Annotated in this window: 16 protein-coding genes; 7 read left to right on the forward strand and 9 right to left on the reverse strand. The window is 68.9% G+C overall.

The features are described from left to right. The 3 genes from WU80_RS02435 to WU80_RS02445 all read left to right on the forward strand — a co-directional run. Positions 1-265 (forward strand): hypothetical protein (locus tag WU80_RS02435; RefSeq protein ID WP_156371776.1); only part of this gene is annotated, 265 nt, incomplete at its 5' end. An 83-nt stretch (positions 266-348) separates the two neighbouring features. Next, complete coding sequence (locus WU80_RS02440; protein WP_055398712.1) at positions 349-1,176, forward strand: SDR family oxidoreductase; 828 nt, start codon at positions 349-351, stop codon at positions 1,174-1,176. Positions 1,177-1,243: 67 nt separating this feature from the next. Further along, entirely contained in the window at positions 1,244-2,095 is an 852-nt protein-coding gene (locus WU80_RS02445; RefSeq protein ID WP_055398714.1) for an SDR family oxidoreductase, read from the forward strand. Position 2,096: 1 nt separating this feature from the next. Here WU80_RS02445 and WU80_RS02450 read toward each other — a convergent pair whose 3' ends face one another. From WU80_RS02450 to WU80_RS02460, 3 genes are read right to left on the reverse strand one after another with little or no spacing between them, the layout of a single operon-like run. Next, positions 2,097-2,966 carry a glycine betaine ABC transporter substrate-binding protein gene (locus WU80_RS02450; RefSeq protein ID WP_055398716.1) on the reverse strand — a complete coding sequence of 290 codons (870 nt, stop codon included), beginning with the start codon at positions 2,964-2,966 and terminating at the stop codon, positions 2,097-2,099. Continuing rightward, positions 2,963-4,162, reverse strand: a complete 1,200-nt coding sequence (locus WU80_RS02455) for an NADP-dependent malic enzyme (RefSeq protein ID WP_055398718.1) — start codon at positions 4,160-4,162, stop codon at positions 2,963-2,965. The genes WU80_RS02450 and WU80_RS02455 overlap by 4 nt, the downstream gene beginning before the upstream one ends. 41 nt (positions 4,163-4,203) lie before the next feature. Then, entirely contained in the window at positions 4,204-5,193 is a 990-nt protein-coding gene (locus WU80_RS02460; protein WP_055398720.1) for a malate dehydrogenase, read from the reverse strand. A 167-nt stretch (positions 5,194-5,360) separates the two neighbouring features. Between WU80_RS02460 and corA the strand changes: the two genes are divergently transcribed. Continuing rightward, complete coding sequence (gene corA, locus WU80_RS02465; RefSeq protein WP_055398927.1) at positions 5,361-6,464, forward strand: magnesium/cobalt transporter CorA; 1,104 nt, start codon at positions 5,361-5,363, stop codon at positions 6,462-6,464. A gap of 77 nt (positions 6,465-6,541) precedes the next feature. Here the strand turns inward: corA and WU80_RS02470 are convergent, their stop codons facing one another. The 6 genes from WU80_RS02470 to WU80_RS02495 are packed head-to-tail and all read right to left on the reverse strand — an operon-like array spanning position 6,542 to position 12,021. Continuing rightward, positions 6,542-7,135: a suppressor of fused domain protein gene (locus WU80_RS02470; RefSeq protein WP_055398722.1), complete on the reverse strand. Its 594-nt coding sequence runs from the start codon at positions 7,133-7,135 to the stop codon at positions 6,542-6,544. Then, positions 7,132-8,304: an ABC transporter ATP-binding protein gene (locus WU80_RS02475; RefSeq protein ID WP_055398724.1), complete on the reverse strand. Its 1,173-nt coding sequence runs from the start codon at positions 8,302-8,304 to the stop codon at positions 7,132-7,134. Before WU80_RS02475 ends, WU80_RS02470 begins: the two co-directional genes overlap by 4 nt. Before the next feature lie 5 nt (positions 8,305-8,309). Further along, positions 8,310-9,149, reverse strand: a complete 840-nt coding sequence (locus WU80_RS02480) for a carbohydrate ABC transporter permease (RefSeq protein ID WP_055398726.1) — start codon at positions 9,147-9,149, stop codon at positions 8,310-8,312. Next, positions 9,139-10,056 carry a carbohydrate ABC transporter permease gene (locus WU80_RS02485; protein WP_055398929.1) on the reverse strand — a complete coding sequence of 306 codons (918 nt, stop codon included), beginning with the start codon at positions 10,054-10,056 and terminating at the stop codon, positions 9,139-9,141. Before WU80_RS02485 ends, WU80_RS02480 begins: the two co-directional genes overlap by 11 nt. Before the next feature lie 11 nt (positions 10,057-10,067). Then, positions 10,068-11,450 carry an extracellular solute-binding protein gene (locus tag WU80_RS02490; protein WP_156349385.1) on the reverse strand — a complete coding sequence of 461 codons (1,383 nt, stop codon included), beginning with the start codon at positions 11,448-11,450 and terminating at the stop codon, positions 10,068-10,070. Positions 11,451-11,499: 49 nt separating this feature from the next. Next, positions 11,500-12,021, reverse strand: coding sequence for a general stress protein (locus WU80_RS02495; protein WP_055398731.1), 522 nt, complete (start codon positions 12,019-12,021; stop codon positions 11,500-11,502). Between the two features lie 161 nt (positions 12,022-12,182). On the opposite strand from WU80_RS02495, the gene WU80_RS02500 reads away from it, so the two are divergent. The 3 genes from WU80_RS02500 to WU80_RS02510 are packed head-to-tail and all read left to right on the forward strand — an operon-like array spanning position 12,183 to position 14,693. Continuing rightward, positions 12,183-12,794 carry a DUF4190 domain-containing protein gene (locus WU80_RS02500; RefSeq protein ID WP_055398733.1) on the forward strand — a complete coding sequence of 204 codons (612 nt, stop codon included), beginning with the start codon at positions 12,183-12,185 and terminating at the stop codon, positions 12,792-12,794. Positions 12,795-12,843: 49 nt separating this feature from the next. After that, complete coding sequence (locus tag WU80_RS02505; RefSeq protein ID WP_055398735.1) at positions 12,844-14,151, forward strand: magnesium transporter MgtE N-terminal domain-containing protein; 1,308 nt, start codon at positions 12,844-12,846, stop codon at positions 14,149-14,151. Next, positions 14,148-14,693 carry a DUF1003 domain-containing protein gene (locus tag WU80_RS02510; RefSeq protein ID WP_055398737.1) on the forward strand — a complete coding sequence of 182 codons (546 nt, stop codon included), beginning with the start codon at positions 14,148-14,150 and terminating at the stop codon, positions 14,691-14,693. The genes WU80_RS02505 and WU80_RS02510 overlap by 4 nt, the downstream gene beginning before the upstream one ends. The last annotated feature ends 45 nt before the right edge of the window (positions 14,694-14,738 follow it).

Genomic DNA, 14,738 nt, shown 5'->3' on the forward strand with positions numbered 1-14,738 from the left:
GATGTGTATAAGAGACAGGCCCAAGCGCCGGCTCAACGAGACGCTGGACCGCTACCCCGGTGCCACGGAGTTCTTCTGGGTGCAGGAGGAGCCGGCCAACCAGGGCGCGTGGCCGCGGTTCGGCCTGGAGCTGCCGGAGCTGCTGCCCGACAAGCTGACCGGGCTCAAGCGCATCTCGCGGCGGGCCATGTCGGCCCCGTCGTCGGGGTCGTCGAAGGTGCATGCCGTCGAGCAGCAGGAGATCCTCGACACCGCGTTCCGCTGATCGCGTACGCGAACCACCCGCGCGTACCTCGGACCGTCGGTACCGGCTAGCCTCGACGCAACTAGACATAAGGAAGGGTGCGCATGCAAGGGTTCGCCGGCAAGGTCGCCGTGGTGACGGGTGCGGGTTCGGGTATCGGGCAGGCGCTGGCCGTGGAGCTGGCCCGCTCGGGCGCCAAGGTCGCGATCAGCGACGTCGACGTCGAGGGCCTGGCGGAGACCGAGGCGCAGTTGAAGGCGATGGGGGCCGAGGTCAAGGCGGACCGGCTCGACGTGACGGAGCGCGAGGCGTTCTTGGCCTACGCCGACGAGGTCAAGGAACACTTCGGCAAGGTGAACCAGGTCTACAACAACGCCGGCATCGCCTACACCGGCGATGTCGAAATCAGCCAGTTCAAGGACATCGAGCGGGTGATGGACGTCGACTTCTGGGGCGTCGTCAACGGCACCAAGGCGTTCCTGCCGCACCTGATCGCCTCCGGCGACGGTCACGTCATCAACGTCTCCAGCGTGTTCGGGCTCTTCTCGGTGCCCGGCCAGGCGGCGTACAACGCGGCCAAGTTCGCGGTCCGGGGGTTCACCGAGGCGCTGCGACAGGAGATGGTGGCGGCCGGCCACCCGGTGGCGGTGACCACCGTGCACCCCGGCGGCATCAAGACCGCGATCGCCCGCAACGCCACCGCCGCCGAGGGACTCGACCCCGAACAACTGGCCAAGCTGTTCGACAAACGGCTCGCCAGGACCAGCCCGAAACGCGCCGCCGAGGTCATCCTGGACGCGGTCCGCAAGAAGAAGGCCCGGGTGCTGGTCGGCACGGACGCCAAGCTCCTGGACGTGATGGTGCGGGTGGCCGGCCCCTACTATCAGCAGCTGTTCGGCCCCGTCATGGGCCGGTTGATGCCCAAGCAGTGAGACCCGCCGTGGCGCGGCCGGTGGTCACCGGATAGCCTGACCCAGCACGCCGCCACTAGGAGTCCATATGGAAGGGTTCGCCGGCAAAGTTGCCGTCGTCACGGGCGGGGGATCGGGGATAGGTCAGGCCTTGGCGCTGGAGCTGGGCCGAGCCGGGGCGAAGCTGGCAATCAGCGACGTCGACATCGAAGGATTGGCAGAGACCGAGGAGCAATTGCATGCCCTCGGCGTGCCGGTCAAAGCCGACCGGCTCGACGTGACCGAACGCGAGGAATTCCTCGCGTATGCGGACGCGGTCAAAGAGCACTTCGGCCAGGTCAATCAGGTCTACAACAACGCCGGCATCACGTTCGTCGGGTCCATCGAAGACACCCGATTCAAGGACATCGAACGGGTGATGGACGTCGACTACTGGGGCGTCGTCAACGGCACCAAAGCGTTTCTGCCCCACCTGATCGCCTCCGGCGACGGCCACGTCATCAACATCTCGAGCGCGCTCGGGCTGTTCGCGGCGCCCGGGCAGGCCGCCTATGTCTCGGCAAAATTCGCCGTCCGCGGCTTCACCGAGGCGCTGCGACTGGAAATGGTGGCGGCCGGCCACCCGGTGCGGGTGACGACGGTGCACCCCGGCGGCGTGCGGACGGGGTTCGCCCGCAACGCCATCTTCGCCGAGGGGCTCGACCAAGACACCTTCGCGGCGATGTTCGAGGAACAGCAGGCCAAGACCACACCGACGCGAGCGGCTCAGCTCATCCTGGCCGGGGTGCTCAAGAACAAGGCCCGGGTGTTGGTCGGGCCGGACGTCAAGGCCATGGACCTGGTGACGCGGTTGACGGGTTCGAGGCCCGAGCGGCTGGTGAGCGGGCCGGTCATGGGCCGGGTGAAGCACGCCGTCGCGCGGCTGCTGCCCAAGCGCTGATTCAACGCCCCAGCGGGTGTTCGGCCAGCCAGCCGCCGGCCACCGCCTGCGGATCGGCCCCACCGGCCACTTGGCGGCGCATGTCGACCAGGGCCGCGGTGTCCAGCACGCCGGCCACTTCGTTGATGGCCAGCAGTTGCCGATCGGCCAGGGCGTTGCGGCGATAGAGCGGCACCACGTTCTCGGCGCGTATCAACGCGGGCTTGCCGTCGACGAGCGTGACCAGGTCGGTGGGCAGGCCCGGGTCGGCGGTTGTCGTCCACCCCGCGGTCAGCTGGCCAACCCGCACCGCGGCGAACATCGTTGTGTCGTCCGGGAATTCGCGCGCGTCGGGCAGCCGGCAGCTGCCCACGGCGGACGGGGCGCGGCGCCCGCTGACGGTGCCGAGACTCAGGCCGCCGCAGTGCTTCGGCAGCGTGCTCAAGTCCGCGCTGACGTCGCTGCCGCCCCACGCCTTGGCGGTGGCGCCGGTCACCAACAGCACGGGCTTGTCCTCGGCGGCCGTCGTGTAGTCGCCCGCGGCGACGCCCTCGGGCAGCGCGGCCACCATCGCGCGGTAGACCTCGGCGTCGGACATGGCCGTCGCGCCGGGCTGCAGGCTCTGCAGCGTGCGGCCGGTCAGGGCGGGCACGACCGTGAACGCGCCCGAGTCCAACCGCGCCATCGGATCGTCAGCGCTCTCGGCGCGCGCCGCGAACCCATAGGACCGCAGCGCGGCGACGTAGACGCCAGCCAGCAGCGTGGACTCGGGGTCCGTCGCCGAACCGACCACCAATTCCGGGCGGGGGCCGTGATCGCCGCCGTCGGCCCCGCAGCCGGCCACCGCGAGCACGGTGGCGAGCAGCGGCGCCGCCAGCCAGCCGGTTCTCACCCCGCGATGTCTGCGGGGTCGGCGGCCAGGGCCACCGCCGTGGCGACCGCGTGCCCGACGCGCAGGTCCAGCGGGCTGGGGACGATCCGGTCGGGGGCCAGGTCGTCGCTGACCACCGAGAAGATCGCCTCGGCCGCGGCCACCATCATCTTCTCGGTGATCCGGCGCGCCCCCGCGTCCAGCGCCCCGCGGAAGACGCCGGGGAAGGCCAGCACGTTGTTGATCTGGTTGCAGAAGTCGCTGCGCCCGGTGGCCACCACCGCCGCGTACTTGGCGGCGACCTGCGGGTGGATCTCCGGGTCGGGGTTGGACAGCGCGAACACGATCGCGTCGGGCGCCATGGTGGCGATCATCTCCTCGGGCACCACGCCGCCCGACACCCCGAGGAACAGGTCGGCGCCGCGCAGCGCTTCCGCCATGCTGCCGGTGAGGCCGTCGGGGTTCGTGCGCTGCGCCAGCACGCTCTTCACGCTGTTCATGTCGGCGCGCCCGGGGTGCAGGATGCCGCGCGAGTCGACCACGGTGATGTCCGAAACCCCCATGGCCAGAAGGAGATTCGTGCACGCGACGCCCGCGGCCCCGGCGCCCGAGACCGCCACCCGCAGCGACGTCATGTCGCGGCCGAGCAACTTGGTGGCGCCCATCAGCGCAGCCAACGCGACGATCGCCGTGCCGTGCTGGTCGTCGTGCATCACCGGGCAGTCCAGCGCCTCGATCACTCGACGCTCGATGTCGAAACAACGCGGCGCGGAGATGTCCTCGAGGTTGACGGCGCCGAAGGTCGGGCGCAACCGCACCAGGGTTTCGACGATCTCGTCGGGGTCCTTGGTGTCCAGCACGATCGGGATCGCGTTCAGGCCGCCGTACGCCTGAAACAGGGCGCACTTGCCCTCCATCACCGGCAGCGACGCGGCCGGCCCGATGTCGCCGAGGCCCAGCACGGCGCTGCCGTCACTGACGACGGCGACCAGCCGGTTCGCCCACGTGTACCGGGCGGCGTGGCTGGGGTCGGCGGCGATCGCGCGACTGACCTGCGCGACGCCGGGCGTGTAGGCGATCGACAGCGCGCGCTGGGTGTCCAGGGGGGCCGTCGGGCCTACCGAAAGCTTGCCGCCTACGTGTGCCTCGAAGATCTCCGCATCGGTGATCGCGCCGGCTTCGGCGCGCGTCTGTATCGATTCAATCAACTCGGACACGCGCTTCAGGGTACTGACTACCGGTTAGTAGACCTAATGGGTCAGATGAGACCCAGCTCGGTCACCGCTTTGCGCTCGTCGACCAGCTCCGCGGTGGTTTTATCGATGCGGCCGCGGGAGAAGTCATCGATGTCCAGCCCCTGCACGATCGACCAGTCGCCGTCCTTGGTGGTCACCGGGAACGACGACACGATGCCCTCCGGCACGCCATAGGAGCCGTCGGAGTAGACCGCCATCGACACCCAGTCACCCTGCGGGCTGCCCAGCAGCCAGGACCGGGCGGCGTCCACGGTGGCCGACGCGGCCGAGGCGGCCGAGGAGGCGCCGCGCGCGTCGATGATCGCCGCGCCGCGCTTGGCCACGGTCGGGATGAAGTCGTTCTCGATCCAGTCCTGGTCGTTCACGACCTCGGCCGCGTTCTTCCCGCTGACCTCGGCGTGGAAGATGTCGGGGTACTGGGTGGCGGAGTGATTGCCCCAGATCGTCATCTTCTTGATGTCGGTGACCTGCGCGCCGGTCTTGCGGGCCAGCTGCGAGATGGCGCGGTTGTGGTCCAGGCGGGTCAGCGCCGAGAACCGCTCCTTGGGGATGTCCGGTGCGTTGCTCAGCGCGATCAGCGCGTTGGTGTTGGCCGGGTTGCCGGTCACTCCGATGCGGACGTCATCGGCGGCGACGGAGTTCAGCGCCTTGCCTTGCGCGGTGAAGATCGCGCCGTTGGCCTCCAGCAGGTCGCTGCGCTCCATGCCCGGGCCGCGCGGCCGGGCGCCGACCAGCAGGGCGAGGTTGACGCCGTCGAAGATCTTGTTGGCGTCCGCGCCGATCTCGACCCCGGCCAGCAGCGGGAACGCGCAGTCGTCGAGCTCCATCACGACGCCCTCGAGGGCCTTGAGCGCCGGTTCGATCTCGAGCAGGCGCAGCTCGATCGGGCGATCGGGCCCGAGCAGCGAACCGCTCGCCAGGCGGAACAACAGGCTGTAGCCGATCTGGCCGGCGGCGCCGGTGACGGCGACCTTGAGAGGACTTGCGCTCACGTCGAAATACTCCTTGTGGAGATAGTCATGCAGATTCGGGTCTCGGCACGAAACTAGCGCACCCTTCTCGGCCGCCAACCTCCGGCCGGATCGTCACGCTTCGGGAAGACGGGACGCGTAGCATGGAGCACCGCTCGTCCAGACCTGCGCTGCGATCGGAGGTGGATGTGTTCCAGGGCTTTGACGCATTGCCTGAAGCGCTTCGGCCCCTCGCGCACGAGCCGCACCCGCCGCAGCCGGACCCCCAGCCCCAGGCCACGCACGAGACGTTGGTCGACTGCGCCGTCTACGCCGACGGCCACCGGCTGCCCGGCAAGTTCAGCTACGCCGAGGCCCGCGACAAGGTGCGCGAGCTGGAGGCGCTCGGCCAGGACGCGTTCGTGTGGGTCGGGTTGCGCGAACCCGACCAAGCTGAGATGCAGGAAGTCGCGGACCTTTTCGGGATGCACCCGCTGGCGGTGGAAGACGCCGTGTGCGCACACCAGCGCCCCAAGCTGGAGCGCTACGACGAGACGGTGTTCTTTGTCCTCAAGACGGTCACCTATGTCCCGCACGAATCGGTGGTCAAGGCCCGCCAGATCGTGGAGACCGGCGAGATCATGGTCTTCGTCGGGAAGGACTTCGTGATCACCGTGCGCCACGGCGAGCACGGCGGCCTGTCCGAGGTGCGCAAGCGGATGGACGCCGATCCCGAGCAGCTGCGGCTGGGCCCGTTCGCGGTGATGCACGCGATCGCCGACGACGTGGTGGACCACTACCTCGAGGTGAGCAGCCTGATCGAGTCCGACATCGACAGCATCGAGGAGGTGGCGTTCGCGCCGGGCAGCAAGATCGACGTCGAGCCGATCTATCTGCTCAAGCGTGAGGTCGTCGAGCTGCGCCGGTGCGTCAGCCCGCTGTCCGTGGCGTTCCATCGGATTCAGGTGGAGAACAAGGACCTCATCTCCAAGGAGGTGCGGCGCTACCTGCGCGACGTCTCCGACCACCAATCCCAGGCCGCGGACCAGATCACCAGCTACGACGACATGCTCAACTCGCTGATCCAGGCGGCGCTGGCCCGCGTCGGGATGCAGCAGAACAACGACATGCGCAAGATGGCCGCCTGGGCCGGTATTTTGGCGGTGCCCACCATGGTCGCCGCCATCTACGGGATGAACTTCCATTTCATGCCCGAGTTGAACTGGACCTGGGGTTACCCGGGGATCATGGCCGCGATGACGCTGGCCTGCCTGGCCCTGTACTTCCAATTCCGGCGCAACAACTGGCTCTAGGCTTCTCTCGCGAGCAGACGCGGAATCGCACGCTTTCGTGATGTTTCATGCGAGTCTGCGTCTGCTCGCGGACGAGCTCAACGCGGTTGTGCGGCGGGGCGATTCGGGTTCAACACGTCCACCCCGTCGTTCTGCCACGCCTGGCGCATGGCCTCGGCGCCCTTCAACCGCACCCAGGCCGCTTCCGTCGCGGTGATCGGGGTCGCCGAGAGGAATTGCACCGGATCGCGGGGCGGTTCCAGCGGCAGGTCGTCGATGTCGCTGGGCCCCAACAACACCGCGGTGAACGGCACCGGCCCCGCGGACCCCGCCCACAGCGGGGAGCCGAGATCGACCAACGCGTCGGCGGTCAACACCAGGCCCTCGACCGCCGGGGTCGCGGCCAGGACCGCGAGGCTGCGGGCGACGCCGGTGACCGGTCCCGGATCGCGCAGGCTGAGGACGACTTCGGCGCGCGGGCCGCGCGTCTGGTCATCGACGATCTGCGTCGGGTCGGTCATCGGATAGCGCGAACAGCCCAGCGACACGTAACGCACCACCCCGTCGCTGCCGCGGAAGCGCAACACCTCGATCGGTTCGGTGCCCAGGAACGTCACGCTCGCCGAATCGGGCTCCGCGTCGGCGAAGTGGCGGTGCAGGTGGGCGCGCACCCGATCCAGGACGGGGCTCACGGCTCCCCGGCGTTGGTCAGGTTCACGCCGGAGCGCGCGTCGAAGACGGCCAGCTTCGTGGTGTCGAATGCCAACTCGATCGAGTGCCCCATCGCCGCTTTGGATTCCGCGGAAACCCTTGCTACGAACTGGTTTTGGTGCGCGTCGGCCTCGGCGGCCAGCTCGTCGAGCTGAGCGGATTGCGCGGCCCAACCGGAGGTGGAGAAGTAGACGTACTTGTCGGCGCCCAGCGACTCGACCAAGTCGACCTTCACCTCGAACACGAGCGCCCTTATGCGCTGGTAGCCGTCGATCAGTGCGGCGTCCTGGAGATGTTCGGGCCGCACCCCGACGATGACGTCCTCCGGGGCCGGGTGCCTCGCGACGGCCGCCTGAACTTCCGGGGCCAGCATCACCTCCCCGAAGGGCAGCGTCAGCCCGACGGGCGTCAATGTGGCCGGGAAGAAATTCATGGCCGGCGAGCCGATGAAGCCCGCGACGAACAGGTTGGCCGGGTGCTCGTAAAGCTCGTCCGGCGCGCCGATCTGCTGCGCGACGCCACCGTGCATGACCACCACCCGGTCGCCCAGCGTCATGGCCTCGGTCTGGTCGTGGGTGACGTAGACCGTCGTGGTGCCGAGGCGCTTTTGCAGCCGGGCGATCTCGCCACGCATCTGGACGCGCAGCTTGGCGTCCAGGTTGGACAGCGGCTCGTCCATCAGGAAGGCCTTGGGGTGGCGCACGATCGCCCGGCCCATCGCCACCCGCTGTCGCTGCCCACCGGACAATTGGGACGGCTTGCGGTCCAGGAGTTCGGTCAGGTCAAGGGTTTTGGCGGTTTCCTCCACCTTGCGTGCGATCTCCGCCTTTTTCATCTTCGCCAGAGTCAGCGGGAACGCGATGTTCTGCCGCACGGTCATGTGGGGGTAAAGCGCGTACGACTGGAAGACCATCGCGATGTCGCGGTCCTTGGGCGCCTTCTCGTTGACCCGCTCGCCGCCGATGCGCAGCTCCCCCGACGAGATGTCCTCAAGGCCGGCAATCATGTTCAGCGTCGTGGTCTTGCCGCAGCCCGACGGCCCGACCAAGATGAGGAACTCGCCGTCGGCGATGGTGATGCTGAGATCCTTTACCGCCACGGCGCCGTCCGGGTAGCTCTTGCTGACGTGGTCCAGCACAATCTCGGCCATCGCAGCTATCCCTTCACCGCGCCAGAGGTCAACCCGGCGATGATTCGTCGTTGGAAGATTAGAACAAAACCGATGATCGGGACCGTGATCACGATGGCGCCGGCCGCGATCGACCCGGTGGGATCCTCGAATTGCGAACTGCCACCGAAGTTCGCGATCGCCACGGGCGCGGTGATCGCCGCCTTGGTGGCCGTCAGCGACAGCGCCAGCAGCAGGTCGTTCCATGCGAAGATGAACACCAGGATCGCCGCGGTCACCACCCCGGGCGCTGCCAGCGGGACGATCACCTTGCGGAAGGCCTGGGCCGGTGTGGCGCCGTCCATCTTGGCCGCCTTCTCCAGGTCCCACGGAATCTCCCGGAAGAACGCCGACAGCGTGTAGATGGCAAGCGGCAGCGCGAACGTGATGTAGGGCAAGATCAGGCCCGGCCAGGTGTCGAACAGGCCGACGAAGCGTTCGATGTTGAACAACGGGGTGACCAGCGAGATCGCGGGGAACATGGTGACCAGCAGGGTGGCGCCGATCAACACCCGCTTGCCCGGAAAGCTCAGCCGGGCAATCGCGTACGCCGCCATCGCACCGAGCGCCACCGCGATGGCGGTCGTGATCAGCCCGATCCCGATCGAGTTGATCAGCGCCGAACTGAACAGGTCACCCCGGAAGATGCCGCGGTAGTTCTCGAAGGACACCGACGACGGAATGAGCTTGCCGTCCTTGACCGTTGACGTCGGCTTGAGCGAGAGGCTGAGGATCCACACCACCGGAAGGAGTGCGTACACAACGACCACCGTGTCGACGACGGCCCAGACCGCGGCGCGCCCGGCGCCTCCCCCGTTAACGGCCATCGAGGTCACCGCCGGGCGCCGCCGCGCCGAACACCTTGATGTAGACCAGTGCGATGATCCCGACGCAGAGGAAGATCAGCACGCTGATCGCCGACCCCAGCCCGACGTTGAAGCCCTTGAACAGGTTGTTGTAGCCCAGGATTGACACCGAGTCGGTGTTGTTGGCGCCGGCGGTCAGCACGTAGATGTTGTCGAAGATGCGGAACGCGTCCAGCGTGCGGAACAGCAGCGCGACCACGACTGCGGGCTTGATGATCGGCAGGGTGATGCGCGCCAGCCGACGCCACGCCCCGGCCCCGTCGACCTGGGCGGCCTTGAGCAAGTCCTCTGGCACCAACGCCAGGCCGGCCAGCAACAGCAGCGACATGAACGGCGTGGTCTTCCACACCTCCGCGAGCACCACGATGCCCAGCGACGGAATCTGCTGGGTCAGCGGCGCGCTGCCGTGCGGCAAAAGGTTGGCCAGATAACCGGTTCCGGGCGTCCACGCGTAATACCAGCTGTACGACGCGACCACCGTGACGATGCCGTACGGCACCAGCACCGCGGTGCGCACCAGGCCCTTGCCCACCAGCGTGCGGTGCATCACCAACGCCAGCGCCAGGCCGAGCACGAATTCGGCGGACACCGAGACGGCCGCGATGCCCAGCGTGACGGCCAGCGCGGTCCACCAATAGCGGTCGGTCAAAACCGTTTGGTAGTTGGTCAATCCGACGAACGCGGTGTCGTCGGGGGTGGCGAGATTGTTGCGCTGCAGGCTCAGCCACACCGCGTAGCCGATGGGGTAGGCCGTCACCGCCAGCATGAGAGTCGCCGCCGGCGCGACGAGCAGGAAGGCAAGCCGCCGCTCCGACAACCGGTTTCGGCTGCGGGTGCCGGGGGCGACGGCGGCCTCATGCGGCTGCACGGCCGTGGCGGTCACGGCAACAGCCCCTTGCCGTCGATGGCCTTCTGCGCCTGCGTGGCGAGCTCGTCGGCCGTCCGCTCCGGGTCGATATCGGTGATGGGGCTCAGCGCCGCCGACAGCCGCAGCGACAACGCCTGGTAGACCGGCGTCCCCGGCCGCACGGCGGCGTCGGTGAGTTGCCGGCGGATGACCGCGTGCATGGGGTACTTGGCCTGGAATTGCGGGTCGGAGTACAACGATGTCCGCACCGCGGGCAGGCCACCCTCCATCGACACGTACTTCTGGCTCTGCACGCTGCGCAGGCAGCGCACCGCTTCGAACGCCTCCGCGCGGTGGCGGGTGGTGCTGGCGACGGCCAGGTTCAGTCCGCCGATCGTCACCTTGGCCGGCCGGTCCGGCGCCACACCGGGATACGGCGCGAAACCGAACACCTTTCGGCTGGCGTCGTAGGCGATGCGGTATTGCTCGTCGCTGGGCACGAACGTGCCGACGTCGTTGATGCTGCCGGCCAGGGCCGGATCCCGGTTCAGCGGCAGGAAGGGGACGCCGCCCTTCACCGCATTCTCCAGCATGGAGGCCAGCACGTACGGCCAGTTGACTTCCAGTGCGGCCTTGCCCTGTTCGACCGCCAGGCGCGCCGTGCCCTCGTCGGTCCGGGTGATCGACGGGTCGGCCCCCGGGGCGGTGGCGACCGACTTGAGGATGCGCAGCGCGTTGACTGTCGCGGCGCGGTGCGCGGGTGTGTCGGTCAAGGTGACCCGGCGGCCGTCCTCGGAAAGCACCGCACCGCCACCGCTGACCAGCAGCGTGTTGAACCACACCACCAGGCCCTCGCCCTCGTTCGCCTGCACGGCGATCCAGGCCGGCCGGCCCTCGGCGTGCAACCGGCCGGCCTCGGTCACCATCGCGTCCCAGTCCTGCGGCGGTTGACTCACCAAATCCGTTCGATACCAGAGCAATTGCGTGTTGGTGGCGACGGGAGCGCCATACAGCTTGTGCTTCCAGCGGGCCGTCGCCAACGGGCCCGGGAGGGTGTCAGCGGCGGCGTCGGCGTCGGCAAGGCCGGCGGGGTCATCCGAGAGTGGCAGCGCCCATCCGGCCTCGGCGAACTCCGCGGTCCACACCACGTCCAGCGCCATCACGTCCAGCCCGCGGTCGTGTGCGCTCAGGCGCCGCGCCAGCTGCACCCGCTGCTCGCCGGGTCCCCGCGGCAGGCTCACGTGCTGGATGGCGAACCGGCCCCCCAGTTGCTTGCTGCACTCCTGGGCGACGGCGGTGAATGCGGTCGAATCGGTGGACGGCGTGAAGAAACTGATCACCAACCCGTTGCCGGCGGACCCGCAGGCCGTCGCCGCCGCCGCGATGGTGACCGCCGCCAGCCCGATGACGCCCATCCGGCGCGCACGACGATTCACCACTGGGTCACACCTCTCGCGCGCGGCCTCAAATCGCCAAGCGCGCCAACAGGTCCCGTGCCCTCTCCGCGTTCTGCGGATCGCAGAGCACGTCATAGCGGCCGGCCACCAGCTGCATGGTCGAGCTGAAATCCCTTGTGCCGCGGGCCATCGCGTAGGGGACGGCGGAGGTGATCAACCCGAAGAAGACCCCGGCCACCAGGCCGGTGGCGAGCGCGGCCCAGGGATTCGGGCTGAAGAAGCCGAGTACCAATCCGATGAACAGACCCAGCCAGGCCCCACTCAGCACGCCGCCACCGAGCACCTTGGCCCAGGTCAGCCTGCCGGTGACCCGCTCCACCTGCATCAGGTCGACGCCGACGATGGTCACCTGCTGGACCGGGAACTCCTGCTCGGAGAGGTAGTCGACGGCGCGCTGCGCCTCGGCGTAGGTGGGATAGGACCCGACCGGCCAACCCTTGGGCGGCGTCGGGAGTCCGGGCGCGCGGCGGCCCGTCGCGCCCGCGGGCGTGGAGCCGGGGACTTGACCGGGCTGGAAAGGACTAGTCATTGCTGCTCATTCTCCTCCGCCCTGGCCGATGCCACATCTCGGACCTCCTAGCCTAGCCAGCGACCTGCACAAACAAAGCCGTCACCGCCCCGGCGAGGGCCGTGCGACGCGCGGCGGTTCGCCGCCGATCGGCCAACCCGGCATCGGCTAGGTTGAACACCATGACAGCGCCCGGCGACGGCTTCGGCGACCCCGCCCACGACGACCAGGCCAAACCGTCGTCCGCCGGCGGCAGCGGGGGCCCGGACCAGCCGGGGGCCGCGTGGGAACCGCCGGCGCCGGACTACCCGCCCCCGGCGTATCCGCCGCCGGGCTACCCCATCGAGTACCAACCCGGCTACGCGGGCCAATACCCGCCGCCCCCAGCCGGATACGGGCCACCGCCCGGCTATGACCAGCCGCCGGGCTACGGCGCGCCGCCCTACCAGCCGGGCCCGTCACAATTCGGGGGGCCGCCGGGCGGCTACGGGCCGCCACCGTATCCGGGCGGCTACTACCCCGCCCCGGACTACCTGGGCGGCTATGGCACCCCGAGCGGCGTCAAACCGGGCACGAACAAGCTCGCGATCGCCTCGCTCGTCACGTCGTTCACCGGCGTGTTCTGCTGCTGCGTCGGCTCGATTGTGGCGATCGTGCTGGGCGCGGTCGCGATCAACCAGATTCGGCGGACCCAGCAGGACGGCTACGGCCTGGCGGTGGCCGGCATCGTCATCGGCGTCGCGACCCTGGTGGTCACCACGATCGTCTTCCTGTTCGCGATGCACTCGCGTTAGCCGCATCCCAGCATCTGCCGTACCGAGCGCGGCTGCCTAGGCTCTCCCCATGGCATCGGTCAACAGGGTCTACATCGCCCGGCTCTCGCGGATGTTGGTGCTGGGTCCGCTCGGCGAATCCTTCGGCCGGGTCCGCGATGTCGTGATCAGCATCAGCATCGTGCGTCAACAACCGCGCGTCCTGGGATTGGTCGTCGACCTGGCGACGCGGCGCAGCATCTTCATCCCGATGCTTCGGGTCGCCGCGATCGAGCCGGAGGCCGTCACCCTCAACACCGGCAGCGTCTCCCTGCGCCACTTCGAACAGCGCCCGGGTGAGGTGCTGGCGATCGGCCAGGTGCTCGACACGCAGGTCAAGGTCAACGATCCCGCGCTGCCCGAATTGGCCGGCCTGGACGTCGTCGTCACCGACCTCGGGATCGAACAAACCCGCACCCGCGACTGGATGGTGAGCCGGGTCGCGGTCCGCAGCCAACGGCGGCTGGGGCGGCGCGGCCCCGTGCACGTCGTGGACTGGTACCACGTGCAAGGCCTGAGCCCGTCGGCGCTGGCGCTGCCGGGTCAGGGCGTGGCGCAGCTGCTGGATCAGTTCGAGGGCTGGAAGGCGGTCGACGTGGCCGACGCCATCCGCGGCCTGCCGCCCAAGCGCCGCTACGAAGTGCTCAAGGCGCTCGACGACGACCGGCTGGCGGATGTGCTGCAGGAACTGCCCGAACTGGACCAGGCCGACGTGCTCTCCGAGCTGGGCACGGAACGCTCTGCCGACGTCCTCGAGGAGATGGATCCCGACGACGCCGCCGACCTGCTCGGCGTGCTGAACCCGACGGACGCCGAGATGCTGCTGACCCGGATGGACCCGGACGATTCGGCCCCGGTCCGGCGGCTGCTGGCGCACTCGCCGGACACGGCGGGCGGGCTGATGACCTCGGATCCGGTGGTGCTGACGCCCGACACGTCGGTCGCCGAGGCGCTGGCCCGCGTCCGCGACCCCGACCTCACCCCCGCCCTGTCGTCCATGGTGTTCGTGGTGCGCCCGCCCACGGCCACGCCCACCGGCCGGTACCTGGGTTGTGTGCAACTGCAACGGCTGCTCCGCGAGGCACCGGCGGAACTGGTCGGCGGCATCGTGGACACCGACCTGCTCACCCTGACGCCGGAGACCCCGCTGGCGGCGGTGACCCGCTACCTGGCGGCCTACAACCTGGTGTGCGGACCGGTGCTCGATGATCAGAACCACCTGCTGGGCGCGGTGACGGTGGACGACCTGCTCGATCACCTGTTGCCGCACGACTGGCGGGTGGACATGCAGGCGCTCGACGCCGCAGGCCGGCTCGACGAACTGGGAGGATCCGCGTGAGCAAGTCCCCGGCACCCCGCCGGCTGCTTTCCACCCCGCGGACGTCGCGCAGATACTCGCCGCGCCTGGACCCCGAGGCCGTCGGCCAGATCACCGAGTCCATCGCGCGGTTCTTCGGCACCGGCCGCTACCTGCTGGTGCAGACCATCGTGGTGATCGTGTGGATCGCCGTGAACCTCTTCGCCGCCGCGGCCCGCTTCGACCCCTATCCCTTCATCCTGCTCAACCTCGCCTTCTCCACGCAGGCCGCCTACGCGGCGCCGCTGATTTTGCTCGCCCAGAATCGTCAGGAAAACCGGGACCGGGTCGCGCTCGAACAGGATCGTCATCGCGCGGCGCAGACCAAGGCCGACACCGAGTTTCTGGCCCGCGAGCTCGCGGCCGTGCGGCTCGCCGTCGGCGAGGTCGTGACCCGCGAATATCTGCGTCATGAGCTGGAGGATCTGCGCGCGCTGCTGGCCCGGCTGGACCCCGAATCCGGGGGCGCCGAGGGGGTACAGGGCGGCGACGGCGTGGACCGCGCCACTAAGAAATCGGGCTGAGAACCAGTTCAGACCATTGCGCCACTCTGGTCACAAGAGTTATGT

The organism is Mycobacterium sp. UM_11 (genome assembly GCF_001414075.1).
Lineage (GTDB): Bacteria > Actinomycetota > Actinomycetes > Mycobacteriales > Mycobacteriaceae > Mycobacterium.